Origin of the sequence: Peribacillus sp. NPDC097264 (assembly GCF_050277925.1) — a bacterium.
Classification (GTDB): Bacteria; Bacillota; Bacilli; order Bacillales; family DSM-1321; genus Peribacillus.
In genome coordinates, this window is the sequence record NZ_JBNNSR010000002.1 from 513,102 (window position 1) to 538,473 (window position 25,372).

Consider the following 25,372-nt stretch of genomic DNA (forward strand, 5'->3'; position numbering starts at 1 on the left):
GAGTCTGAGGTAAACTGTTCATTTACTATGGATATTTCCTCATTCAGGCAACAATTGTTCTTTAAAGACTTTCTTCAAAATCGCCCTTCTCGTAAGAATGCCTTCAAATAGATGTTCGTCATTCTCAACACAGACAAATGGATGATCAATTAACATTTCTACCCCTTTTATCAATGGATCGTCTATATTCAGACGAGGTATATCTATATTCATAATTTCGGAAACTTTTTTATTCTCCAGATTATCAAATTCAATTCTCTCAAGTCCCAAGATAGAGTCGAGAATGACTGGTGTGCTGATTAAGCCATGCAGTTTGTACATTGGATCTAACACAGGAATGGCCGTATAACCGCTCTTCGTTAATACCAAAAGCGCATGTTCTAAATTATTGGTTACCTGCACGTGGGCCACGCGTTCAGAAGAAATCATTAAGTCTTTCACGCTGGATTCCAATAAATCCCCATCATGAGTACCGATCATGTTAAAACCCCTTACCATATGTTTTTATATATATATCCCTTATTCTAGTTTAACATAAACACGCAGAAAAGGCCCAATCAAACACCCCTTCAATTCCAAAAAAAGGGACCTTTTAAAAGGTCGATTACCCCTTGCTTGTTTTGATATCACCTTTTTCATAACCACATTCAGGGCATCGATAAATAACATTTTGATTGGACTGGGCGGTTAAAACATCCTCTAATATCCTCTCATCGGAACAAACAGGGCATATCGCTTTTGGTTTTTTCATCTTCATCCCTCCTCTTTATAATGTGTCATAAAGTCATTGTATTCATTCAAACCACCTGGCTCCCTAAATCACACTAATAAACAAAATAAAAAAGCTGCTTTCCTAATGGAATGCAGCTTTTACAAATTAAATTAAGATTGAAGAAGATCAAAGATTTCAATGGTAATCATATCAACATTATCGAATTGATATTTTGATGATTTCCCTTTATCACTGTATACTTCAAGCTCGAACATTTCTGTTTTGCTGAAATATGTAACCTGGCATTTTTTCACACCATCTATTTCAAAAAAACGCTGAGCAGATTCAGATTCCTTTGCTTGCTCTTGAAGACTTTTCAATCTGGTAAGAATGCCCTGTAATTGAGACATACTCCCTCTCCTTTCTGAATAAAACCTTTTCGATAGGTTTCACTATACCATACTTTTCTATACAGTAGCCACGCTGAAATAAATTCAGAATAATTAAAACCTTCATTCTTTACATGCTACTATTATCAGAATAAAATAAGGAATGAATTTTGTACACAAAAAATTTTCCGGAGGTGCATTTTATTGGTTAAGGTTAGTGATCTCGGTTATCGTGTTTCTCTCATTGACGGTTTTGATCTAGGTAGGGAGAACCGAACTGGTACGTATGTAATGGCCGATAGGGTCATTACTTTAGTTGAGACATCCGCCAGCCCCTCCATCCCTCATGTACTCAAGGGGTTGCAAGCGCTGGGGATAGCTTTAGAAGACATTACATATATCATTCTAACCCATATTCATTTGGACCATGCAGGGGGGGTTGGCCTTTTTTTACAGCATTGCCCGAACGCAAAAGTGGTTGTCCATCCAAAAGGTGCGCGCCATCTTGAAGATCCAACGCGATTGGTTGCAGGGGCAAAAGAGGTCTACGGTGCGGATTTCGACAAACTTTTCAACCCCATCCTTCCAGTTCCGCACGAAAAAATCATTATTAAGGGAAACAAGGAATCCCTTGAAACGAGCGACAACTGTACCTTGACCTTTTATGATACCCCAGGCCACGCAAACCACCATCTCAGCATATACGATTCAGTTTCAAAAGGAATGTTTTCCGGTGATACGGTCGGTGTGTACTATCGTGAACTTGAACCAGATGGCATCGAATTATATTTACCTTCTACATCACCTAATCAATTTAATCCCATAGCGATGCTTGCCGCTGCGGATTTGTATGAAAGTTTGGATGTGAATCGGATATATTTTGGCCATTACGGCGTTTCGGATAATCCAACGGAAGTATATAAACAATTGCGTTACTGGTTGCCCATTTTCGTTCAAACAGCTGAAACTGCCTTCAACGAATACAAAACGTTCAAGGAACAAGTCGATGCAACTATAGAAATGATTTTCGATAAAGTCACCACCCACCTTGCATCAATGGGCATAACGGGGGACCATCCCGTGTTCGAGATTATTAGGATGGACCTGGAAGTCTGTTCCATGGGGTTAATCGACTATTTGGTCAAACGTGATAACCCAGGATATAATCCTATCCAAAAGTAGTGCCATTCTTTATAATGAATAAGAACTCAATTAAAGATTATTTGGAGGAAATCATGAAAGACATTACCCTATATACACAACCCGAATGCCCTCCCTGCAAGATAACGAAATTGTTTCTGGATGATAACAATATCGAATATAAGGAAAAAGATATTAAAGCAGATGGGCATGCCCGCAAAGAATTAACTAATAAATATGGATCATATTCCACACCTACAGTAGTCATCGATGGAAAAGCCATCATTGGTTTTAATATCGATGCCATTGAAAAGGAATTGAATCTTTAATTTTAAAAAAGTCTAAAGAAGATCATCCTTCTTTAGACTTTTTTCATGCTGGATATTCGATTATCCAATCAACTATATTACTTATCTGCCTGTTCTTTTTGATTTGCGCTTTCATATGAAACGTCGGCAACCTTCCAGACGTCATTTTCTTTTTTCAAGGTAACTGTCTCTACATGTTTCGGGCCCCCTTCTGATGCCTCAAATGACTCTTGTACATACATGTAGTCCAAGTTTTCCCCATAGATTACTTCTGTATGATCATCATAGCTAAAGAAAGGAATATAATAGGGTGCGAAATCCGAACCGAAGGCCATATAACCTCCCTCGACTTGCACGACATTGGCTTTATAAAACTTATCTATGAACTCTTCCGTGAAGTGATCATTCAGTTTTCCTTTAATGTCTTTCTCCGTTCTTATTTCCTCACTGAGTGAACCTTGATCATTTAATGCTTCCTGCATTAACGAAAATACTTGTTCCCTATGTATGCCTTCTTCTGCAGTAACAGGTAAGCCTCCGATTAAAAGAAGAGCACTAACGACGCAAGCAACTAAATATTTTTTCATAGTTTCATCTCCTAGGTAGTATAATATCCGAATCATACCGGTTTTTGTCTATACTTTTCCTTACCCGCCATGGATAAGACCAAACTGAAAAAAATACCATATTGGAAAACTACCCGAATATTGGTAGTTTTCTTCTCGCTATTCCATAAAAAAAGAAGATTTCACACTTTCCGAAATCTTCCTTCTTATGAATTATTTAAATGCATAATAAAAAATGAAACCAGCAATCAAGACCGTTGCAACCAATAAAGAAATAAAAATCGGATTCCACAAATATGGATGCTCTTTTACTGAATCATCGAGAGACGAATCGTACTTCCCTTTGACCGCTTTCTGCCCTTTTGCAACAGAATAGGTATAAAAGAGTAAATATATCGACATGATGATTACGACAATGAGTAGAATCCAAATATATGTACTCAAAATATGTCTCCTCCAAGCATTATTTTTGCTTATCGTTACACATTTTGAACAATATTATACCTGCATCCGCTTTTATAACAAGGCTTCGTTTTCATAGAGGAAGCTATAGGACAAATCAAAGAAAATATATTCTTTATTATTCAGCGGATATGAAAAGGTTCTAATCGTCTCCCCCGTTTCGATATCACTGTACAGATCAGATAAAATGCCTTTTTTTTCATTGCGCATTTTAACGATATTTTCAAGGAAATAAGGGCGCCAGCTCCAATTATGATTCATATATTTAGGTTGGACCACCCATTGTCCGTCTTTATGAAGAATATTAGGCGATTTCTGATACCCTTCTTCATCACAAATATATAACCGAAAACATACTGAATCCAATTTTTTCGCCAGGATTCCGAGGAATTCCTCATGCGAACCTTTTCCTTTTTGTTGTTTGATGAAATCTTGCATCCCTTCATTAAACTGCAGGGTTTTTTGATAAACGGCTTCCATCTTTTTTGTTTCCAGAGATATGAAAGATTGGCATTCCTGATGAAATTTTTCTCGAAGTAAATCTTTATCAATAAATTCCCCGTCAGGTTTTGCTAAGAAATACCCCTGATAATAACGCCCCCCATTCTTCCAAGCGAAACGGAGCTGGTACTCAGACTCGATATTTTCAAACAGTAAATTGGCCCCTATCCTACGTGCTAGCATACTGAGCGAGAAGAGAATGACCTGGTATGCGTCTCCCCCTGATATTCGAAGTTGATTCAAATTCACTTTTAAAATATTCGGAGAAATCTGAGCAATATGATCGAGTTGACTATCTTCCCCAAGATGATCAAATGCTATTTTAATGCCGTATGTTTTAAAATAGGCGAGTACATGTTGTAATGGTTCGTAGTTTTCCGGGCTGATCGTATCCGATAGTTCAAGAACGATTCTATTCATTTCCTCCGGTTGAAAGTGACGATGGAGAATTTCCATAAATTCTTCGCCATGATCGAGCATAAGCAAATTGGGATCGCGATTAATAAAAATGAGAAAATCCTCACCATAATCCCTTATTCGTTCGAGAGCTATTTCCAACACATAATTATCCACTTCTATCCGATATTCTTCAGGCACGGAAGAATCGTGAAAAAAAGTACCAAGACTTTCATATTCGCCCTTTTCCTCATAGCGCCCTAGTATTTCATACCCGATGACCTGATGTTGATCTGCACTGAAAATGGGTTGAAAAAAAGGTGTTACCCTGTCTAAATTCTTTAATATTTTTTCTGCATCCATGATGTATTCCCCCTAATTACGAAACATCAATATGCAAAAATTATACCATTAGTTGTTGGCGTTGATAATACTAACTTTCGCAATCCTCCCTTTTCACCCTTTATATGGGTAAAAATATAGGAAGGAATCTCTATTATTTTACTCGGATATAGTAAAAGGCCATTGTTCTAAAATCGAACAATGGCCTTTTTAATGCACGATTAAAATGGGAAGAACAATGGAATCGTTATGACCACGATGACACCGATGAAGATTTGTGTCGCAATGCCTATGACGGTGAAATCTTCATATTTATAATCGCCCGCAGTCATGACCAACGCATTTGTAGTCGCCACTCTTGGTGTCGCCAAGGCCAGGCTTCCTGCGACCGCCAGTGAGAGGAAAACCGGAACGGGATCGATTCCCTGATTGACTGCCGAGGTTAATGCCAGGGGCGTCATAACGACTGTAGCTGCCCCATACGGGATGAATTGGCTCAGGATCAGGGTCAAGAGATAAAAGACCGCCAATAATCCATGTGCACCAATATTATTGAATAATAAAGCCATCCAATCACTTATCATCCTGACACCACCTGTATCATCAAAAGCAGCGGTCAGCCCCAGCATGGCCGCAATCAATAGGATAGGTTCCCAATTTATCTTTTGATAGGCATCTTCCATGGAACGGACACAGCCAGTTACGATCATCAGCAAGGCGGCGGTAAGGACCGACAAAGCAGGAGGAATTGAAGCAATCGATAATAGAACGATCATTATGCCCATTATGGTCAAGGCAATCCACGTTTTGGATTTTGAATCCACAGCGGAACTTTCTTCTGAGGTTGTACCTATCACTATCACATCCTCTAGATCGGAAGAAATTCTCTCGATATTCTCCCACTCACCGTGAATCAATATCGCATCGCCAGGTTTCAAACGCTCTGTTCCGACATCCGCCTGGATATATTCACCATTCCTATTGATTGCAAGCACGTTACATTGGTATTTTTCACGAAAATGAACATCAATAAGAGTTTGATTTTCATAGTCCGAGTTCGGGACGATCAATATTTCCGTCAAACCAAATTTACTGCTAAGGAAATGTTTCTTAATTTGTTCCGTATTAAAGTGTTTGAATTCCAATTCATAGTGCTCCGCTAATCTCTGAACGGCGTCTTCTTCACCAAAAACCAAAATGATGTCATCCGGATGCAGTACCTCATTGGCCCTGGCAGATATCGTTTGTTGCTTTTGAAGCAACGGCAACTGCTTGTCTTTGGATTTCCGCTGAATTTCAATTAATGTCAATTCATATTGAATGGGAAGCTGAAGGTCGGATAGCCTTTCTCCGACAATATCCGATGAAGCAGGAATGTGTAGGTAATGCAAAAGATCATACACTTTGTACATCCCAGCCAGTTCCCCCGCGGATAAGCCCTTCACACTATTATTGGCTGCAATTGTTTTTTCCGGTAATAGCAAACGTCCCAGTGTGAGCATGAAGAAAAGCCCAGCTATAAATGCAATCAAACCGATTGGTGCGAAATCAAAGAAAGAAAATGTCTCTAACCCATTTTCCCTCAATACATTGGCTACAATCATATTTGACGGGGTACCGGTTAGTGTAATGAGTCCGCCAATACTGCATGCATAGGCCAGTGGCAATAAATAACGGGTCGGACTTGTTTTTTGTTGCAAAGCCATGCTCATTACAAGTGGAAGCAAAATGGCAACAATACCGGTACCGCTTAATAGTGCACTTAATAGGCCTGCCGTTACCATGACGATCAATAGTGACTTCCACTCATTCCCACCACAATAGTTAAGCAATTTGTTTCCTATCTTTTCTATGATTCCAGTATTGAATAATCCTGCCCCGACGATATATAGGGCCGCTAGCATAATCACTACGGGATTGGCAAACCCCGCCACCAGTTCATTAAATGTAAGTATGCCAGTCAGCCCCAGAACAGCAAGGGCACAAAGAGCGATTAAATCCGCACGAAATTTACCTTGTATAAAAAGCGCGAACGCGCATAGAAGTATAATCAGTGTAATAAACATTGGTTCGGTCATCATGCTACCTCCGTGTAAATGTCAGTTTTAAACTGGATATTAACCATTCGACTCCAATAAACTAGGTTTCCCTTTGCCTATAGAAGAGATTTCTTCTAATTATGTACATTGTTTGTTAATATGAGGAAGTAACATTCTTAATGTAGATAGGTTGATTAATTTGAGTAAAAGTATTTCCCGAAGAACATTTATAAAAAATAGCCTGCGTACGCTGGCGACTGTAACTGGTTTAAGCGTTGGGGGCGGATATTACGCCCATAACTTAGAGCCAAAGTGGTTAGAAATAAAGCACAATTTTATCAGCCACCCTCTTATTCCTAAAGGTTTTGATGGTATGAAAATGATACAGTTCAGCGATACCCACTTAGGCTTTCAATTTCAGCTTAGTGACTTGCAAGCGATTGTCGAGAAGATAAACCAAATGGATCCGGATATTGTTTTATTTACCGGTGATTTGATGGACGAGCCCAATAAATATAATGCTCAAAATGAAATCCCACCTGTGTTGAATCAACTTAAAGCGCCCTTGGGCAAGTTCAGCATTTTCGGTAACCATGATCACGGTGGGTATGGCTCCGAGATATATCGAGATATCATGGAAAAATCGAATTTCACCATGTTGCAAAATAATTCCGCCCGGGTTTCATTACTTTCAGCAGAAGAAATATTCCTAACTGGTGTGGATGATGCGATGCTCGGAAAACCTGACTTTGAAAAGGCTCTCTCAGGTATACCAAAAGGGGGATTCACCATTATGCTCTCCCATGCTCCAGACCTGGCAGATATATCTAGCACTTATGATATCCACTATCAGATTAGCGGGCACAGTCACGGCGGGCAAGTTCAAATTCCTTTGATTGGTGCCCTTGTCACTCCCCCATATGCCGAAAAGTATACGGAGGGGACCTTTGATCTTGGTTCCTTGACTCTACATGTTAACCGAGGTCTTGGCACAACCCGACTTCCTTATCGCTTTTTATCGCGCCCTGAATTGACCATTTATGAACTAAGAGCAGAATAACAAGAAATACAGGGGAAAATCGCCAGACTCATTAACAAAGCCTGTGCGTGAAAATTCCTATGTAGTGAATTATAGCATTAGATGGTGAATGGAAACACCTCGATAATTTTACCATCCTGCAAAAGTGTTAATGGATAAGACCTTTAAAGCATATAACCATATAGGAACGCCAAGATGCCACCAATAACCGATACCGTTATGTAGATAAGACATTCTATGTAGCGGTGTTTTTTCATAAGGTCAAGAGCTTCCATACTGAAAGTGGAGAAAGTCGTAAAAGCACCGAAAAATCCCATTGAAAGCATCAACTGCATAGAAAGTTCCCATTCTTCCTTTCTTGGAAAGATCCATCCTAACCCGAAACACCCAATTAGATTAATCAGCAAAATACTAAATGGTATGGGCTTCGAAGGCAGAAGCTTATTAAATAAAGTCTGAAACATATATCTGAAGGCTGCACCGAAAAAACCTCCAATCAAAACGGAGAAAACATGAATCACAAGGTCTCACCTCTTTTGTCAGTAAAAAGACGCAGCCCTATAAAACCAGCAAACAGTCCCATTACAAGCGTAGCTCCTAGATAAATCGCTGCTTGAATCATGGAATGCCGCATAAGCGTTACCATTTCCTGAGAAAATGTAGACATCGTGGTAAACCCTCCGCAAAACCCACTACCAAGAGCTAAAAAAACGAGTGACTTTTTTTTAGAGGCGAAATACCCATTTATCGTTCCAAGCAAAAAACACCCTACTATATTTATAAGGAGCGTCCCAAATGGAAAGAAAAAAACGGATGTCGAGGCACTAATTGAATAGCGTACTAATGCTCCACCCGCACCTCCAAAACTTACGGCCAAAACCTTCTTAAACGGCTCCATAAAACCACCCCAACTATTTGAAAAACGAATAGATTCATTATAACAGATTCAGCTGGAACAGGCTCTTTTCATAAAATAAACCATACTATGTAAAGACATAGAGAAAAGGAGGCCAACCATGCAAACACAATATTATTATCCTTTCTATCCCTACCAACAATATCCACATCCGCAAAATGTATATCGTAACGGATACGGGGATGAAATGGGAATTGAATATGGGAACGATGAACGCTTCTTTCCATTCTTTCCTTTATTGCTCCCTTTATCATTTGTGGCTGGATTAGCAGTAGGTCCGTTATTATTCAACAACCGTCCACCGTACCCGCCGCCGTATCCTCCCTATCCGCCCGCTTACCCTCCTTATCCTGCCCCTCCCTATCCAGGCAATCAGGGATATCCGGGGTACCAAGGTTTTCAGGGCTACCCACAACAATTCGGCGCACAAGCCGCAGTCAATGAAAATATTAATATCTACACCCAATAAGGGTTGCACAGAAGGCGGAATGAACCGCCTTCTTTTCTTAATGGATACAAGTTCTTTACCTTATAGTTTTTCACAAATTAAAGCGTCACAGTATTAGAATTTGCTTCCTTATATATTTTGTAGTGGTATAATATGAAATGCATAGATGGTAAAGTGTTGGGAATAACTTTAAATTATAAATTTTTGAACTATTTTCCATCCGACTCTACCTTACAAGCCTAATATCACACCAATATAAATAAACGGTAGACTTGATTGAAGAAATCTATTTCAATAGCATTACTTCTAAACCTATGATGAAAAGGAGTTTCTACTATGAATCAAACGAAAGGACATTCTGAAATGGATGAGTTTTCGATAAACTCCCTTGCCCAAGCCGTGTTTATAGTAAATAAACATGCTAAGACTGCATTGGAGCCTAAAAATCTGTACAATCTAAAGAAGCTCGCATTAAATAAGCTCATGCAAGAAGGAAAAGCGAAGAAGATGGGACTCCATTTTTCTGACAACCCTCGCTTTGCCGCGCAACAATCCGATGTCATTGTTGAATGTGGATCATACGTCTTTCACCTACCGCCTACGAAGGAAGACTTAAAAACCCTCCCCCATCTCGGCAGTCGCGCAGCGTCCATACGAAATCCTAAAGCTGCCTTGTCACTATCAAAAGCAAAGCAAATTTTACAAACTTACGTTGGACAAGCTGGCGAAAAACAAACCAGCCCTGTAAAGGCCGAAAAAAAGTCATATGGACGGAGTCAAGTTAAACAGCCCTTTCATAATCCATTCCCCTCTTCTTTTTTAGGAAAGGGTTCAAAGTATTAAAAGAAAAAAACGGGACGAGGATCTAATATCCTCGTCCCATTTTCATAGGTTATAAAACAAATTGATCGATCAATCTTATCAGTTCCGCAATCTCCGGTTTGCTGATCTGTGCATCCGCACCGACTACCTGCCCTTTATGGCGTAGGCTATCTGTAATCAACGATGAAAATATAATGACCGGCAATTCAGCGAGTTTGCCATTCTCCTTAATTCTTCTAGTAAGATGATGCCCGTCCATTTGAGGCATCTCAATATCCGTAATCACCAGTTGGATTTCCTCCACAATCGTTTTGCCGGCTTCTACGAGCCCTTCCAAATAATTGATGGCATCCTGACCATTTTCGTAGAACTCCAATTGCTTAAATCCGGCTTCAGTCAATGTATCGAACAGCAACTTACGCAGTAATGGCGAGTCCTCAGCAATCAAGATTCTCTTTTCGGAATTTTGACGTTGACCAAGTTTTCTAACCTGCTGAACATTGATTCCTGACTCAGGATTGATTTCGACGACGATTTTCTCAAAATCCAGCAATAATATCATTTCACTGTTTAGTTTGATAACGCCGATAATCTGGCTTTCCAAGCCTTGATACATATCCGAAGGCTTTTCGATTTGTGTCCATGAGATACGATGGATCTGTGTCACCGTATGGACATGGAAGACGACTTTTTGCTGATTGAATTCAGCGACTATGAATTTATCCTGTTCTGGATTTTCCGATGCAGGAAACCCTAAGGCATCAGCTACATTAACGACAGGAAGCACTTCACCACGAAGCTCAATGATCCCCTCCACATTCGGATGGGAGTGAGGCACAAGGGTAATATGTACAGGATTTATGATTTCCTTCACTTTAATTACATTTATGCCGAATTTATTCTTTCCAATCCCGAATTCGACGATTTCAAGTTCATTCGTACCGCTTTCAAGTAATATTCCTTTATTGGCTTCCATTTATTTATCTCGCCCTTCCCTTACATCTATCATTTATTTATTCAATATACTACTTTTCTAGATTGAAAAATAATACATTTTAGCAAAAAAAACCTTTACCTTATAGATAAATGACTTCTACCTAATAATTCGGTTATTTACGCCGATTGTTTAGAATCCTGGGCAAAAAATAATATTGTGAAAATGAATTACCGAGGCACACGAAAAAAAGAAGGCCCACCTTTGAGCCTCCCTACTTTGATTCATTTACTTTTTTACGACAAGCGTTCCGACTATCATATCGTGGAGCGCTTGTTTCTTTTCCGTGAACCCGGCCATGATATAGCCGATATAAAGGATGACTCCTGAAATAATCGTAGCGAAATAGCGGCCCGCAGCCTTGCCGAAACCGATACGATTTCCATTTAAATCCACCACTTTAATATTAAGCAGTTTTTTCCCGACAGTCCCCTGCCATTTCGAAGAGTGTAATAGAGTATAATATAGAAAGCTAATAAGTATAGCTAAAAATAAGGTGATGAAAGTCCCGCCCATGAAGGCCAAGATTTCTCCGCCTCCCGGCTCATAATTGGGATCAAGCATGTCTTCCTGAACGCTTGACATGCTGCCGAGCCAAATTAGATTCACGATGGTCATCAGGATTCCTGTGGGGATACCGATTATGATTCCATCAATGATATTGGCACCAAATCGTATCCAAAAACCTGCATACTCTCTTCCTTCATCTGGATAAACCTCTACTAATCTTTCCATAATAAACTACCTCTCTTTCACATTTTTGGAAATTAATGATAACCTATCCATTATAACAAAGACTTTTATCATTGTTCCATCAATATGGCAGATCGCTTAATCGATTTTACCTATTACGAGACTTTTTACCTATTTCCAACCAGCCTTTTTTGACGAAATATAAAAACATCATAAAAGCAATGCCACCCATCATCCCAAGGATTACATAATAGCCATAGTGCCAATTCAATTCAGGCATATACTTAAAGTTCATACCATACACGCCCACTATGAAAGTGAGTGGCATGAAAATGGTCGTAATGACAGTCAAAGTCATCATCGTAGAATTCATATTATTCGAATTGACCGACAGATAACTATCGCGAATATCTGAAGAAAAATCCCGATAGGATTCAAGCATCTCCGTTAGCTTAATAAGGTGATCATATACATCATGGAAATATAGATGCTGATCCTTTAAATAGTTCAACCTATCAGAAGTAATCATCCTATACAATAAGTCACGCATGGGCAAGATTGTACGTCGAAGCTTCGACAAATCCGTTCTCAAATCGAATAGCTGATTCATCAATTCCGATATCGTTTCATTCTCCGTGTTATCCTCGATACTGTTAAGCTCGCTTTCCATTTTATAAACAGGAGGAAAGAATTCATCGACGACCCGGTCAATCAGTCTATGCATCAAGAAGAACGGCCCTTGCTTTAAGGTTTCCAACTCAGGGATTTCCCTCCAAACCTCTTCTAGTTCCTGGAGTTCTTCCTTATGAAATGTGACCAACCATTTTTCCCCGATAAAAAGACCCAATTCGACAGCCTTGAAGATTTTCTGCCTTATGGCATGTATCACGAGGAATTGATAGCCTTCATAAAAATCCATTTTTGGCCGCTGGTTATAGTCATCAAGGCAATCTTCGATGGCTAAATGGTGAAAGTGGAAATGGCTCGATAGCACCTTTATTTCCTCTACAGTAGGTTTTGAAAAGTCCACCCAATACCATTCAATATAATCATCACTTAATTTTTTTAGCTCTAAATCAAAAATGACCTCTTTTTCTTTTGTTATGGCACAGGTTCTAATCATTTATATCAATCCTCAAAATTTTCTTGATCTTGAACTTCATTATACCTTCAATACATTAATCACAAAAAGTATTTTTTCCTCTCCCCTTACAAAATGATAAAATAGAATGGATTTGATACATTCATATAACCATTCACAAACTGATAAGAACAAGGAGGATATTCAAATGGAACATTTAGTAAACCCGCTTGTAAAAGAGGTTCAAATATCTGGAATCCGAAAATTCTATAATCTAGTCGCCGATATTAAAGGGACCATTTCTTTAACGATAGGTCAGCCCGACTTCCCTACACCCCGACATATTAAGGAAGCCGCAAAACAGGCGATTGATGATGATTATACGGTTTACACCCATAATGCCGGATATTTGGAATTAAGGGAAGCCGCGAGCGCTTATGTAAAAGATAAATACCAGCTTTCATACAATCCATTCAATGAAGTCATCGTAACTTCGGGAGCAAGCGAAGGAATCGACATTACATTTCGGACCATCCTCACCCCTGGAAATGAAGTGATCCTCCCAGGCCCCGTCTATCCAGGCTACGAGCCGATCATTAAAATGAGCGGGGCCGAGCCTGTTTACGCTGACACGACTAAGAACGGTTTTCGTTTGACCGCTGATATCCTAAAAACATACATAACCGAAAAAACCCGTTGCATCGTTTTGCCTTACCCTTCAAATCCAACCGGGGTCACACTAACGGCAGAAGAGCTACAGGACATCGCAGAGCTCGTGCGTGGCAAGGATATTTTCATTTTAGCCGATGAAATATATAGCGAGTTGGTTTTCGACCAGGATCATGTTTCAATCGCCACTTTTTTAAGGGAACAAACCATTGTGTTAAATGGTTTATCAAAATCCCATTCAATGACTGGTTGGAGGATTGGTCTGTTATTTGCTCCCGAGTCGATTTCTAAACATTTGTTAAAGGTCCATCAGTATAACGTAACTTGTGCCTCCTCCATCTCGCAACGTGCTGCCTTAGCTGCGTTAACAGTTGGAAAAGACGATAGCATGTCCATGAAAACGGAATATGCTAGTAGGAGGGACTACGTGTACAACCGATTACAAGCAATGGATCTGGATGTGGTCAAACCGGATGGTGCCTTTTACTTTTTCGTAAAACTGCCTGAAGGCTACCCATCCTCCTTGGAGTTCTGCCTGGAACTAGTAAAACAGGAAAAGGTAGCTGTCGTTCCTGGAGATGCCTTCTCGCCACTGGGGGAAGGATACTTCCGGATTTCCTATGCCTATTCCATGGAAACACTTAAAGAAGGATTGGATCGTATCGCAGCCTTTTTAAAATAACTGTGAGTATAGTATGCACAAAAAAATGGCCATCAACAGTAGGAACCGTTGAGGCCATTTTCTTTGTAAAAAAGAGAGTATGGCAATATTAATACAACCTTCGTAAGAATCGCACTTCGCGATAGCCTTCTTCCTTATTGGTTGTCGTAAGGCTGACCTCGACTATTGAACCCAATAGATCCGTCATCACCTCTTCAAATTCCCTGGCGTTTCGCGGTTTCGAATGCCCTAGGTTTTTTAACTCCCTCATTAATATTTGAAAACCAGCATCGGTCTCGATATGACTGAATTTCACCGGTAAGATCAAGGGGCTCTCATTCATCAATTTCAATTCCCAACGAATGGGCTTTGTTTGGTGAATCGTTTTTTCCCGTTTATACCCCTCGATTCGGACAATATATATGCCATCTTCAAGTTCCTGGAACTTCATGTGGATATCGTCAAAGTCACCCATACGTATCTCTCCTTTTTGTAAAGGCTGTCGCTTACAGCTTATTCAAAAAAGGAGCGGATAGCACTTTTAATTATAGTGTTTATATAAAGCCTGGGTGCCGCTGTTCTCCTCACCAGCCTCTGCAAGCCCATCATACAGAGATTTGCTCAAAGTTAATCCAGGCGCATCCCACCCCATTTTCTCCACTTCATCAAGTGCAATTTTCATATCTTTAATAAAATGCTTGATATAAAACCCTGGTTCAAAATCACCTTTGACCATTCGTGGGACAAGATTGGATAGGGACCAACTGCCGGCAGAGCCCGAGGAAATGCTTTGGAGGACTTTTTCCGGATCAAGCCCTGCCCTTGTAGCGTATGAGATGGCTTCCGTAACCCCGATCATGTTGGAGGCAATCGCTATTTGGTTGCACATTTTCGTATGCTGACCTGAACCCTCAGGGCCTTGATGAACAATATTGCTTCCCATGCACTCAAGAATTGGGCGTACTGTTTCAAATGCAGCAGGATCTCCGCCCACCATGATGGTTAGATTGCCATCACGGGCACCCACATCTCCTCCGGAAACTGGGGCATCAAGAGCTTCCAGCCCCTTTTTCCGTGCTTCTCCCGCTATCTTCATGGCCAAGGAGGGTGTGGAGGTTGTCATATCTATTAAAAGTGTCCCTTCTTTTGCACATTCAATAAGGCCCTGTTCCCCCAGATAAATTTCCTCGACATCACTCGGATACCCGACCATGGAAATGATCACATTCGTTTGTTGGGCAATCTCCCTAGGTGTTGCTGCCCACTTTGCCCCCTTACCAATCAACTCTTCTGCCTTTTCCTTGGACCTGGTATAAACATGTACCTCGTAACCTGCTTTAAGCAAGTTTCCCGCCATGCTCTTTCCCATAACCCCTGTACCAATAAATCCGATTACTGTGTTTTTCTCTTTCATGTTCATTCTCCCTTCGAATCATCTGTGAATTAATGCAAACTAGATGGATTTAACCATCCCTCCATCTACCAAATAAGATTGGCCGGTTAAATATGTATTGGCCCCAGAAACGAGGAAGGTTACGAACTTCGCAAATTCCTCTGGTTCGCCATAACGCCCAAGCGGGATGTTACTAAGGGCTTTCCCTGTGATATCTGCAGTTGAGACACCCTGTTTCTCGGCATTGAATTGATCCAGATGTTGAATGCGCTCGGTTGCGATTCGACCCGGTCCAACCGTATTGATCAATATCTTGTCTGGTGCTAGCTCTGTAGCCAATGTTTTCGCCAATCCCACGATTGCCGTGCGGAAAGTATTCGATAGCAATAGGCCGGGTATTGGCTCTTTAATAGAAGACGATGCAATGTTAACGATCTTGCCGCCTTGTTTTTTTAGAAGCGGTAAGCTTTCACGAATGGTTCGGATAAAGCTCAATAAATTCAGTTCAAATGAATGTTGCCAGTCTGCATCACTAAAATCATTAAATGTCCCCCCTGGAGGACCTCCGGCATTATTGATAAGGATATCTAGCCCGCCAAATTCTTCAGCCACTTTCTCCAACAACGACTTAATATCATCAGGTTTTGTAATATCCGTCACTTTATACGACACTTTCCCCTTGCCGATCTTTGATAATTCCTTTTGAACTGCCACCAATTTTTCTTCACTTCTCGCAGCGAGCATGACGTTGGCACCTTCTTTAACAAGCTCTTCCGCTATTGCCTTTCCCAACCCTTGGCTCGAGGCCAGAATCAAGGCATTTTTCTTTTGTAAATATAAATCCACTGTACTTCCCCCTTTTTCATAAAAAATACCAAACATGATTTTATTATATCCTTTATTGTATAAAGTGAAAAATCTGAATTATCAATATCCCAATTCCCCGGAGAGTTTTATCCTATTCCCCCAAAAAAATCGCCGGCTGGGAAACCCAGCCGGCTTTAAAAGGGGGAAATGAGAATGTCAGTTGCTCATATCGAGCTAAACAACTGTGCTTGTCCTTTATTTACCCATGTATAACGTTGTTAAACATCTTTTGGAAGATTTCAAAAAAATAAACACGGTGCTTTCATCCATTGAAGTTTCATTGGATGAAAGCGCCGTTTGTCATGCTATTTATTCACTTTTTCAAGTACAGCTTCTTTCACTTGTTCGTTTGTATCCATCATCAAGACATCTTGTGATAGTTTTTTCATTTCTTCAAGTGAAAGTTTCCTGATTAGAGATCGAGCTTTTAAGATAGAGGTGGCACTCATCGAGAATTCATCAAGGCCCAACCCAATTAAAATAGGGACAGCCACTTCATCTCCCGCCATCTCGCCGCACATTCCTGCCCATTTTCCTTCTTTATGGGCAGCATCAATTACCATTTTAACAAGTCGTAATATTGCCGGGTTATATGGTTGATATAAATACGAGACTCTCTCATTCATCCGGTCCGCTGCCATTGTATATTGAATCAAGTCATTCGTACCAATGCTGAAGAAATCGACCTCTTTGGCAAAAATATCTGCCATGACCGCAGTGGAAGGAATTTCAACCATGATGCCGACTTCAATCTTTTCTGCCACCGGGATATCCTTTTCAAGTAATTCCTGCCGCACTTCTTCCAACACAGCTTTGGCTTCGCGGAATTCTGTTAAGGTCGCAATCATTGGGAACATGATTTTCAAGTTTCCGTAAATGCTTGCCCGTAGCAACGCCCGTAGCTGGATACGGAAAATTTCTTGCTCATTTAAGCATAAACGAATTGCCCGATAGCCAAGGAATGGGTTCATTTCCTTAGGTAACTGCAAGTAGGGTAACTCTTTGTCCCCGCCTATATCAAGTGTTCTGACGACAACCGACTTTCCGGCCATCCCTTCCAGCACCGTCTTATAGGCTTCAAACTGCTCTTCTTCACTAGGCATTTCATTTCGTCCCATGTAGAGGAATTCTGTCCGGTACAAACCGATTCCTTCCCCACCATTTTTGTGAACACCTTCTAAATCCTTCGGTGTCCCAATATTGGCTGCCAGCTCTACTTGGTGCCCATCTTTTGTAACCGTTTGTTCATGGACCAACTTTGCCCATTCAGCCTTCTGCAAGGCATATTTTTTCTGCATTTCCTCGTACCTTTGCACAAGTTCAGGGGTCGGGTTAATATGCACTTCGCCATTAAGCCCGTCTATGATGACCAAGTCCCCATTTTCGATGGAAGCGGTCACCGTTTTAGTTCCTACAACTGCCGGAATCTCTAATGAACGAGCCATAATGGCTGAATGTGATGTTCTGCCACCGATATCAGTCGTGAACCCTTTAACATACATCGGATTTAACTGGGCTGTATCAGAAGGCGTCAAATCCTCGGCAATGATGATCACTTCTTCTGCAATCATGCTTGGATTCGGAATATGTATACCCAAAAGATGAGATAGGACACGTTTTGTTACATCACGGATATCAGCAGCTCTTTCCTTCATGTACTCATTATCCATTTGTTCAAACATCGTAATGAACATGCTTGCAACTTCATGTAAAGAAGATTCAGCATTTATGTTTTCAGACTTGATTTTATCCTGAACAGGGTTCAAAAGTTCCGGATCGGAAAGTACTAGTAAATGGGCATCAAAAATGGCTGCCTTATCGGCCCCCAAATCCTGCTCGGCCTTGTTCCTGATGATTTCCAATTCTGAAGTAGATTTTTGGATGGCTTCCTTGAAACGGGTTACTTCAGCCTCAACATCCTCAATACTCCTTTTTTCAACCGACAATTCCGGTTCGATAAGACGATAGGCTTTCGCGATGGCTATGCCGCTTGACGCTGCGATTCCACTTATCAGCGTGGACATTATTCTGCCAAACCTTCTCTGCTCAATGTGTCAGAAAGTGTTTTTAGAGCATCATTTTCATCGCTGCCTTCTGCAGTAATCGTGATTTCTGCACCTTTACCGATTCCAAGAGACATAACACCCATAATGGATTTAAGATTCACTTTTTTCTCTTTATATGCAAGGTTGATTTCTGAATCAAATTTACCAGCTGCTTGTACAAGCAATGTAGCGGGACGAGCATGAATTCCTGTTTCTGCAGTTACTGTAAACGTTTTTTCTACCATATAAATCATTCTCCTTTAATATAAAATAAACTAACAAGAATAGGATATGTAAGGTTTTTCCCTATTCATTTAAGAAAGATACGAAAATCTACGATTTCCTTTTCAGAATATCATTATCATTCTCAACAAACAAACCATAACTATCCTGTTTCTAAAGAATCGTACAAAAATTAGGATAAAACTGCAACAATTAATTTATTTCCTTTAAAAAGTTTTAGATGGACAGTTGTGCAGACTTTGTGAAAAACGCCTTAAAACTCAGCAAGATAAAGAGGATGACCGTTATGGAGACACTACCAAGAATCCCAATAAGTATGGCAATTTGATATTCTATGGCGATGAGAGGACTGATTCCCGATAGAATTTGCCCTGTCATCATTCCCGGAAGGAAAATGATCCCCATACCCAACATATTATTCAAAGTCGGCAGCACTGCCGAATCGAAAGCGGCATCCACATATTTTTTGACGGCCTTCTGCGGCGTGGCGCCAAGCATCAACATCGCCTCCACCTTATCGCGGTTACTTGTGATGCCGTCGTGCAGGTTCTTTAAAGCTAACGTAACGCCGGTCATCGCATTCCCCACAATCATACCAGCAATCGGGATAAAGTAACGTGGTTCATACCATGGCGTGAAATGGATGACGACCAAGTTAAAATAAAACAAAGCGGCCATCGGACCTGTGAGCATACTCAAAATGACCATTCGTTTGATTTTCTTGCTGAGCGTAAAGGATATTTGTTTAAAAATATTTCGGATAGAGAACCAGGCTATCAAACATAAAAATCCTATTGAAAGCAAGGGATGGGGATTCTCGAATATATACGTCAATACATACCCTGCAAGAATAAGTTGGACCGTCATGCGTACTGTAGCGAGCAAAATTTGTTTTTCCCTCGATATCCCTCGCCATTTTACAATGATAAGCAGGAGAACCACGAATACATAGGCCGCACATAAACGCCAAAGCTCAATATTTATTATCCCACTACTCTCCATTAATAGTCCCCCTCCTTTGACTTTTTAAGAACGATCCTTCCCTCAGCATATTCATCCACAAGTTGCCTAGAATGAGTAATCATGACCACGGTTCCCATTTCCTGTTTCACTTTTGTTAAAAACCGGTTCATGACATCCAACTCTGATTCTTCGTCAAGAGCGGATGTTGGCTCATCCAATAAATATACGTCAGGCTTTAACAGAAGCAATCTTGCCAATGCCAACCTTTGTTTCTCCCCACCCGACAATTTCTCTACATCAGCTGATAATGGCTTCTTTAACAATACCGTTTCAAGTACGTTTAGTAGCTCGTCCTTTGATCCCTTTTCTCTTTCAGTCAATTCTAATCCCAATTGGAGGTTTTCTTCAATGGTTCCAGGTAAGGTGAGTGCTGTTTGAGATAGCATCGTAACTTGGCGACGGAGCTCTATCGGGTTAAATGTTCCAAGGAGTTGCTCTTGATAAAAAATCGACCCGGTGTCCGGCTCATTCATTCTATTTAATAGTCTAAGCAGTGACGTTTTCCCAGCTCCGCTCTCCCCAGTCAAACAAGTTATTTTCCTTGCCGGGATTTCAAGATGGTCAATATTTAGAATCCCTTTAAACGTTATGTTTTCTAACCTGAACATATTTCCGGTTCCTACCTTTCTTGCTTCACGATTTCTTAATAAGAATAAACCACCAGAGAGGACAGTGGATATGGTGAAAATAGAATATTTTTCATTTTCTTTCATCATTTTATAAGGTAGTATTATTTGCGACCCTTACTTATCCATGACACCATGGAAAACAACTTGAATGGAGGATTTATGGTGACTACACCGACATATAGTACTTTTTTTAAATATGTATTTTTACTGATTTCGTTATGTGCGTTTACATTAACAGGTTGCCAGGAAATAACCGACGATTTGTCAGAAGAAAAGTCCACAGAAGAAACGAATACTTCCACCAAGGAAAACTCCCTTTCTACAGACCAAGTCTCCAATGAATCAAAAGGAAAAACCTTCACAGCTCAAATAGTTCGCGTGGTCGATGGCGACACAGTGAAAATTAAGACGTCTAATGGAAAGGAAGAAACGGTCAGGCTTCTTTTAATCGATACCCCTGAAACCGTCCATCCTTCCAAGCCCGTACAACCCTTTGGTCCTGAAGCTAGCAAGTTTTCAAAAGAGCTAATGCCTGCCGGTTCGGAGGTGGAAGTGGAGACAGGAATCGGTGAACGAGACAAATATGGGCGTCTGCTGGCCTATTTTTATGTAGATGGAAAAATGGTAAATAAGCTTCTGCTAGAAAAAGGGCTCGCACGGGTCGCATACGTATATGCACCCAATACAAAATATCTTGACGAACTGGAAGCCATCCAGAAACAAGCTCAAAAAGAGGAAATCGGCATTTGGTCGATTGAAAACTATGCCACTTCGAAAGGATTCGATGATTCGAAAACGGATAAAGGAACAACAGAAAAAACCACCGAAAAATCATCGTGCTCCAATCCGAACATTAAAGGAAATATCAATTCAAAAGGTGATAAGATCTACCACATACCAAGTGGACAATACTATGATATAACAAAAGAAGAAGAAATGTTTTGTACAGAACAGGATGCAGTGAAGGCCGGCTTCCGGAAATCACAGAGTTAAGGTCATACACGTATCCATCCGTTCATTCTTGTAAATGGATAAAATAGAAAACGGAAAAGATACTGAATTTCCAGGGGGACATATTGTGAAATATAACAGGGATGAAGCATTTCGTTTTATTTTCGATCGTCCGCTTTCTGGTTTTTTTAGCATCATTAGAGTAAACAACTTGGAAAATAAAAGCCGAAATGGGGCCATGTCCGTTCTGGACATCAGTGCCGGAGGGCTCAAGTTCCAGTCCAATCTTGACCTTCCGGAGCAAGCGGACCTCGAGCTTTTGCTAACTTTCATCATAAATGCAGACGAGATTGATTTACGTGGACGAATTCTCTGGAAAAAGAAAAGTGGATCCGCTTATATGTACGGTTTCATTATGAATGAAAATGAAAGTTTGAAAGAAACGATAATCAAGGAACTGAAAATCTATCGGAAAAATAATCAATAGTTTCATTAGGCGCACCCGGCAAGCCGGGTGTGCCTTTATTTATTTTGTCTAACCCAATCAAAACTTCGAAATATCGATAATGGATGGTGCTTTTTTACGTTTTTCCGTCGCAAAATTCAATTTTCTCCCCTTTATTTTATGCATTTTTCCATTTCGATATATTCCATGAAATTATTTAAGGTGAAAGCACCCGGGAATATACGAAAAGTGCACTTTTTAAAAAGGCGTAGAAAATGGACGGTTTTACAAGTTTATCAGAACAATTCACTCCGATGATTCATCATGTTATCCGCTCACTATCCATTTATAAAAACAAAGAGGATTTCTTTCAAATTGGATTAATTGCATTATGGGAAGCTCAAGGCAAGTACAAGGAAGCAAACGGACAATTCTCCAACTTCGCATATACAGTCATAAAAGGGAGAATCATCAATGAATTAAAACGCCTCCATAAATACGACACGCATATCCAGCCAGTTGACGCAGCGGTTCTTGAAATAGAAGATCCCTTTTCTATGCACACAGAGGCCCTCGTGACAGAGAACCTCTTAGCCTACACAGAAAACTTGACATTGAACCAGCAACGCTGGCTCATCTTTACTTTCATCGGAAATAAAAATCAAAATGAAATCGCCAATACATTCAATGTCTCGATTGCAGCCGTGAAATCATGGCGAAAAACCACCCTTCTTAAATTGAGGAAGGGGATGGATATTCCATAAAAAAATAGGAAAAGGACGGTTCATCGATTCGAACCGTCCTTTTCCTATTTTAACTTCTTGCTTCCTCTAAATACGTATAAATGACTTCCCCATTATGTTGGGCATTTCCTCGGAAATGTTTGAAATCCGCTCTTTGAACAAGCACTTCACGAAAACTCAAAAATTCTTCCTTATTGATCCTGAACTCTTCCATTTCCCGATTAGCCAGTTTATTCAGGACTAGTTTTGCTTCTTCGGAATCCATTCTATTTCCTCCTTATTAGTTGTTTCTGTTCCTTACCTGTATAGGAGAAATTCCGTTTCTATTTTAACATAACCTTAACGCTTATTATCAATCAGAACTTTTTGTGGTCTCTTGACTATATTATTCTTTACGAATACATAAAAATAGTGCAAACTGTAAAGTAAAATATCACATTGTAAATTGATTGGTATTTTTCGTACATAAGTATCATCCAGACTCATACAAGTAAGAGTAAGTGTGCTTATATTGATTTCCATAATATGTAAAAAACACATACCTGTACTTTCTAACCAGTCATTATAACTACTCTATATCTTTTTACTTGCACTTCCCAGGTCAAAATCTAAACAGCAAGGTGTTCGAATAATCCATTTATTCATAGTTACTGATTATCATTGAAAACGAGATGGGAAAGGATGATTACCATGAAGAAAGCGGAAGTTGGAAATATCATTGAATTTAGAGAAGGCTTACAAGGAATCGTCGAGAAAGTGAATGAGAACTCTGTAATCGTGGACGTCACGTATATGGAAAATTACCTTGACTTGGAGCTTGAACAGAAGACAGTTGTCAATCATAAAAATTATAAGATCATCGGATGAAGGTACTGAACGACGGAATGGTTTTTGACCATTCCGTTTTCCTATGCAGGAACTTTATGGTTCATTTGGTTACCATGATATCATTTGTAACTTTTTTCTTTTTCATTCGTCTATATATAAAAGGGATGATTCTCTCCAGAGCGTCGATAGGTCATGCCTTTCTACACATATGAGAAATTCAACAGAAAGTTGAGGGAAAACGATGAAAAAATGGACGCAATATTTAGGCGGAGCGACAATGGCGGCCCTATTGCTGAGCGGATGTGGGACAACCACGGACGACAAGACGGCTGAACCACAAGAAGATACGGTAAAAGAAGAGAATACAGCAGGCTCAACAAATGGAGCTACTGATAGTTCTGAAGGGACAAAAAAGGTTAGGCTTATGGAACAGAATTTGCAATATACAAGTAATGGGGAAGCAAAAGAAGAAACAGCCTTCCTGAAAAATAGTGATAATCAACCATTTAGCCTATACGTCTTACAACAGTTCGAGTTGACTGCCGAGGAGCCTGGAAAGGATGTCCTTTTCCTGACCGATGACGACTCTGTATCCATGAGGATTGAATTATTAACGGGCGATGTCAAATGGGACGAAGTAGAGGAAAATGTCCAAACCCAACTGAAAAGCATTTCAGAGAAGATAGAGGACCCGGCACTTAACATAGATAATGGTTCCGGCTATGAAGTCGTGAACGGCGATGATGTGGTTACTTCTGTCTTACTCAAAGATGAGAAGTCCCCTGTCCGCTTAACCATGTTTACAAAGAAGGACAAAGATTACCGGGATGCCTTTCTAGAGATGGCTAAAACAATCATGAAAGAATCCTGATATCAAATAAAGGGGCTGTCCCAAAAGTCAGGAAAATGACTTTTAGGGCAACCCTTTTTTTATGAAATTTATGCACAAAAAAATCGCCCTTTTTAGTAAAATGAAGTTACCACACACCATTTACGAAAGGACGATTTTTTATGAGCAATCCAAAGATCACTACAGAAAATTATAACATGGAACAAACTATACTACCACTCACCATTCAAGAGGAAACTACCGTTCCTCAAAAACGAAATTCTACACCTACTTTTATTCCCTATGATAACCAACAAACCACTGTTATTTTTGACATTCAGGATCTCATTCCGGTTCACCACGTGGCGCGTGTGATTGATCAAATGATTGAATCAGTAGAAGATAATGTCTTTTTTGAGCACTATAATGGTGGCGGACGTAGCTCTTACCATCCTAAAATGATGACGAAAGTCATTTTGTATGCCTATTCTCAAAAAGTCTATTCCTGTCGTGAAATCGCCAAACTGGTTAAAGAAAATATCCCAACAATGTGGCTGGCTGCCTTGCAAAAACCGGATTATCGAACGATTAATCGATTTCGCACACAACAAATGGATAAGCTCCTTCCGAAGCTATTTGAAGAAATGATCCATCAACTAATAGAAGAAAAGCACGTCACAATGGAGAACTATTTTCTAGACGGAACAAAGATTGAAGCAAGCGCAAACAAGTATTCATTTGTGTGGAAAAAGGCGACGACCAAATTTGAGGCGAAGCTGCAAGAAAAAATCGAAGAAACGTACCAACAGATTCAGACCATTGCAAATGAAGAGGGTCTTGAACTGTCTACTCAAGATGAAACCTCCTCATTAACGGCAGAGGAAAAACTAACTCAAATAGAAAAAGCATTAGTGGAAAAAGTTGAAAAGGAAACGAATGGTATCCAACTTGAAGAAGATGTCCAGGTACGAAAAGAAAAACGACGGGAACTCAGTCCGGTTAAGAAACTATTGAAATTAGTGCGCGAAGACTTAGGTCCACGATTAGTAAAATATAAACAACAAAATGCTCTATTTGGCGATCGAAATAGTTATTCTAAAACCGATACGGATGCGACATTTATGCGAATGAAAGATGATCATATGAATAACGGACAACTAAAACCTGGTTATAATATTCAAATGGCAACGGAAAATCA

31 protein-coding genes and 1 pseudogene are annotated in these 25,372 nt (G+C 40.1%); 12 read left to right on the top strand and 20 right to left on the bottom strand.

Annotated elements, in window-relative coordinates; genetic code table 11:
* Window positions 1-39: 39 nt before the first annotated feature.
* From cbpB to ACQKL0_RS05125, 3 genes are all read right to left on the bottom strand, one after another.
* A complete protein-coding gene (gene cbpB, locus ACQKL0_RS05115) occupies window positions 40-480 on the bottom strand; it encodes a cyclic-di-AMP-binding protein CbpB (RefSeq protein ID WP_402868031.1) in 441 nt (146 codons plus the stop codon).
* Between the two features lie 124 nt (window positions 481-604).
* Complete coding sequence (locus tag ACQKL0_RS05120; RefSeq protein ID WP_402868029.1) at window positions 605-751, bottom strand: hypothetical protein; 147 nt, start codon at window positions 749-751, stop codon at window positions 605-607.
* Between the two features lie 131 nt (window positions 752-882).
* Entirely contained in the window at window positions 883-1,122 is a 240-nt protein-coding gene (locus ACQKL0_RS05125) for a YkuJ family protein (RefSeq protein ID WP_402868027.1), read from the bottom strand.
* Window positions 1,123-1,305: 183 nt separating this feature from the next.
* Between ACQKL0_RS05125 and ACQKL0_RS05130 the strand changes: the two genes are divergently transcribed.
* Window positions 1,306-2,283, top strand: a complete 978-nt coding sequence (locus ACQKL0_RS05130) for an MBL fold metallo-hydrolase (protein WP_402987720.1) — start codon at window positions 1,306-1,308, stop codon at window positions 2,281-2,283.
* A gap of 53 nt (window positions 2,284-2,336) precedes the next feature.
* Window positions 2,337-2,570, top strand: a complete 234-nt coding sequence (locus ACQKL0_RS05135; RefSeq protein ID WP_402868022.1) for a glutaredoxin family protein — start codon at window positions 2,337-2,339, stop codon at window positions 2,568-2,570.
* 77 nt (window positions 2,571-2,647) lie between these two features.
* Here the strand turns inward: ACQKL0_RS05135 and ACQKL0_RS05140 are convergent, their stop codons facing one another.
* The 4 genes from ACQKL0_RS05140 to ACQKL0_RS05155 form a co-directional block, all read right to left on the bottom strand.
* Window positions 2,648-3,136 carry a DUF3993 domain-containing protein gene (locus ACQKL0_RS05140; RefSeq protein WP_427686507.1) on the bottom strand — a complete coding sequence of 163 codons (489 nt, stop codon included), beginning with the start codon at window positions 3,134-3,136 and terminating at the stop codon, window positions 2,648-2,650.
* 192 nt (window positions 3,137-3,328) lie between these two features.
* A complete protein-coding gene (locus tag ACQKL0_RS05145) occupies window positions 3,329-3,559 on the bottom strand; it encodes a hypothetical protein (RefSeq protein WP_402868018.1) in 231 nt (76 codons plus the stop codon).
* Window positions 3,560-3,631: 72 nt separating this feature from the next.
* Window positions 3,632-4,837, bottom strand: coding sequence for an EAL domain-containing protein (locus tag ACQKL0_RS05150; RefSeq protein WP_402868016.1), 1,206 nt, complete (start codon window positions 4,835-4,837; stop codon window positions 3,632-3,634).
* Between the two features lie 200 nt (window positions 4,838-5,037).
* Entirely contained in the window at window positions 5,038-6,894 is a 1,857-nt protein-coding gene (locus ACQKL0_RS05155; RefSeq protein WP_427686509.1) for an SLC13 family permease, read from the bottom strand.
* 160 nt (window positions 6,895-7,054) lie between these two features.
* Between ACQKL0_RS05155 and ACQKL0_RS05160 the strand changes: the two genes are divergently transcribed.
* Window positions 7,055-7,915, top strand: coding sequence for a metallophosphoesterase (locus tag ACQKL0_RS05160; protein WP_427686510.1), 861 nt, complete (start codon window positions 7,055-7,057; stop codon window positions 7,913-7,915).
* Window positions 7,916-8,058: 143 nt separating this feature from the next.
* Here ACQKL0_RS05160 and crcB read toward each other — a convergent pair whose 3' ends face one another.
* Both crcB and ACQKL0_RS05170 read right to left on the bottom strand, forming a co-directional pair.
* Window positions 8,059-8,415 (bottom strand): fluoride efflux transporter CrcB, encoded by a 357-nt coding sequence (gene crcB / locus ACQKL0_RS05165; protein WP_402868011.1) that lies wholly within the window; start codon window positions 8,413-8,415, stop codon window positions 8,059-8,061.
* Entirely contained in the window at window positions 8,412-8,792 is a 381-nt protein-coding gene (locus tag ACQKL0_RS05170; RefSeq protein ID WP_427686512.1) for a fluoride efflux transporter FluC, read from the bottom strand. The genes crcB and ACQKL0_RS05170 overlap by 4 nt, the downstream gene beginning before the upstream one ends.
* A 118-nt stretch (window positions 8,793-8,910) precedes the next feature.
* On the opposite strand from ACQKL0_RS05170, the gene ACQKL0_RS05175 reads away from it, so the two are divergent.
* Together ACQKL0_RS05175 and ACQKL0_RS05180 are read left to right on the top strand one after the other, a co-directional pair.
* Entirely contained in the window at window positions 8,911-9,279 is a 369-nt protein-coding gene (locus ACQKL0_RS05175; protein WP_407407897.1) for a hypothetical protein, read from the top strand.
* Window positions 9,280-9,594: 315 nt separating this feature from the next.
* Entirely contained in the window at window positions 9,595-10,101 is a 507-nt protein-coding gene (locus ACQKL0_RS05180) for a YkyB family protein (protein WP_402868007.1), read from the top strand.
* A gap of 49 nt (window positions 10,102-10,150) precedes the next feature.
* On the opposite strand, the gene ACQKL0_RS05185 is transcribed toward ACQKL0_RS05180, so the two are convergent.
* The 3 genes from ACQKL0_RS05185 to corA all read right to left on the bottom strand — a co-directional run bounded on the left by ACQKL0_RS05185 (window position 10,151) and on the right by corA (window position 12,890).
* Entirely contained in the window at window positions 10,151-11,056 is a 906-nt protein-coding gene (locus ACQKL0_RS05185) for a chemotaxis protein (RefSeq protein WP_402868006.1), read from the bottom strand.
* Between the two features lie 246 nt (window positions 11,057-11,302).
* Window positions 11,303-11,809 (bottom strand): RDD family protein, encoded by a 507-nt coding sequence (locus ACQKL0_RS05190; protein WP_402956116.1) that lies wholly within the window; start codon window positions 11,807-11,809, stop codon window positions 11,303-11,305.
* Between the two features lie 106 nt (window positions 11,810-11,915).
* Window positions 11,916-12,890, bottom strand: a complete 975-nt coding sequence (corA, locus tag ACQKL0_RS05195) for a magnesium/cobalt transporter CorA (RefSeq protein ID WP_402868003.1) — start codon at window positions 12,888-12,890, stop codon at window positions 11,916-11,918.
* Window positions 12,891-13,056: 166 nt separating this feature from the next.
* Here corA and ACQKL0_RS05200 point away from each other — a divergent pair, with 166 nt between their 5' ends.
* Complete coding sequence (locus tag ACQKL0_RS05200) at window positions 13,057-14,199, top strand: aminotransferase A (protein ID WP_427686514.1); 1,143 nt, start codon at window positions 13,057-13,059, stop codon at window positions 14,197-14,199.
* Between the two features lie 88 nt (window positions 14,200-14,287).
* Here ACQKL0_RS05200 and ACQKL0_RS05205 read toward each other — a convergent pair whose 3' ends face one another.
* From ACQKL0_RS05205 to ACQKL0_RS05235, 7 genes are all read right to left on the bottom strand, one after another.
* Complete coding sequence (locus ACQKL0_RS05205; RefSeq protein WP_402868000.1) at window positions 14,288-14,653, bottom strand: hypothetical protein; 366 nt, start codon at window positions 14,651-14,653, stop codon at window positions 14,288-14,290.
* Window positions 14,654-14,719: 66 nt separating this feature from the next.
* Window positions 14,720-15,592, bottom strand: a complete 873-nt coding sequence (locus ACQKL0_RS05210) for an NAD(P)-dependent oxidoreductase (protein ID WP_402987705.1) — start codon at window positions 15,590-15,592, stop codon at window positions 14,720-14,722.
* A 39-nt stretch (window positions 15,593-15,631) separates the two neighbouring features.
* Window positions 15,632-16,417 (bottom strand): SDR family oxidoreductase, encoded by a 786-nt coding sequence (locus ACQKL0_RS05215; RefSeq protein WP_402987702.1) that lies wholly within the window; start codon window positions 16,415-16,417, stop codon window positions 15,632-15,634.
* Between the two features lie 326 nt (window positions 16,418-16,743).
* Complete coding sequence (gene ptsP / locus ACQKL0_RS05220; RefSeq protein WP_427686516.1) at window positions 16,744-18,462, bottom strand: phosphoenolpyruvate--protein phosphotransferase; 1,719 nt, start codon at window positions 18,460-18,462, stop codon at window positions 16,744-16,746.
* The gene (locus ACQKL0_RS05225; protein WP_402867991.1) at window positions 18,462-18,728 is read right to left on the bottom strand and encodes a phosphocarrier protein HPr; all 267 of its coding nucleotides are present in this window, start codon (window positions 18,726-18,728) and stop codon (window positions 18,462-18,464) included. The genes ptsP and ACQKL0_RS05225 overlap by 1 nt, the downstream gene beginning before the upstream one ends.
* A 214-nt stretch (window positions 18,729-18,942) precedes the next feature.
* Window positions 18,943-19,728 (bottom strand): ABC transporter permease, encoded by a 786-nt coding sequence (locus ACQKL0_RS05230; protein ID WP_402867989.1) that lies wholly within the window; start codon window positions 19,726-19,728, stop codon window positions 18,943-18,945.
* On the bottom strand, window positions 19,728-20,357 hold the full coding sequence (locus tag ACQKL0_RS05235; RefSeq protein WP_427686518.1) for an ABC transporter ATP-binding protein: 630 nt from the start codon (window positions 20,355-20,357) through the stop codon (window positions 19,728-19,730). Before ACQKL0_RS05235 ends, ACQKL0_RS05230 begins: the two co-directional genes overlap by 1 nt.
* 183 nt (window positions 20,358-20,540) lie before the next feature.
* On the opposite strand from ACQKL0_RS05235, the gene ACQKL0_RS05240 reads away from it, so the two are divergent.
* From ACQKL0_RS05240 to ACQKL0_RS05250, 3 genes are all read left to right on the top strand, one after another.
* Window positions 20,541-21,371 (top strand): thermonuclease family protein, encoded by an 831-nt coding sequence (locus ACQKL0_RS05240; protein WP_402956099.1) that lies wholly within the window; start codon window positions 20,541-20,543, stop codon window positions 21,369-21,371.
* A gap of 85 nt (window positions 21,372-21,456) precedes the next feature.
* On the top strand, window positions 21,457-21,816 hold the full coding sequence (locus ACQKL0_RS05245; RefSeq protein WP_402956096.1) for a PilZ domain-containing protein: 360 nt from the start codon (window positions 21,457-21,459) through the stop codon (window positions 21,814-21,816).
* Window positions 21,817-22,049: 233 nt separating this feature from the next.
* Entirely contained in the window at window positions 22,050-22,538 is a 489-nt protein-coding gene (locus ACQKL0_RS05250; RefSeq protein ID WP_427686520.1) for a sigma-70 family RNA polymerase sigma factor, read from the top strand.
* A 49-nt stretch (window positions 22,539-22,587) separates the two neighbouring features.
* On the opposite strand, the gene ACQKL0_RS05255 is transcribed toward ACQKL0_RS05250, so the two are convergent.
* A complete protein-coding gene (locus ACQKL0_RS05255; protein ID WP_402867979.1) occupies window positions 22,588-22,782 on the bottom strand; it encodes an abortive phage infection protein in 195 nt (64 codons plus the stop codon).
* Window positions 22,783-23,207: 425 nt separating this feature from the next.
* On the opposite strand from ACQKL0_RS05255, the gene ACQKL0_RS05260 reads away from it, so the two are divergent.
* The 3 genes and pseudogenes from ACQKL0_RS05260 to ACQKL0_RS05270 all read left to right on the top strand — a co-directional run.
* The gene (locus ACQKL0_RS05260; RefSeq protein WP_402867977.1) at window positions 23,208-23,384 is read left to right on the top strand and encodes a YkvS family protein; all 177 of its coding nucleotides are present in this window, start codon (window positions 23,208-23,210) and stop codon (window positions 23,382-23,384) included.
* A gap of 202 nt (window positions 23,385-23,586) precedes the next feature.
* On the top strand, window positions 23,587-24,216 hold the full coding sequence (locus ACQKL0_RS05265) for a hypothetical protein (protein ID WP_402987691.1): 630 nt from the start codon (window positions 23,587-23,589) through the stop codon (window positions 24,214-24,216).
* Between the two features lie 452 nt (window positions 24,217-24,668).
* Window positions 24,669-25,372: pseudogene (locus ACQKL0_RS05270) on the top strand (transposase); the annotation flags it as partial.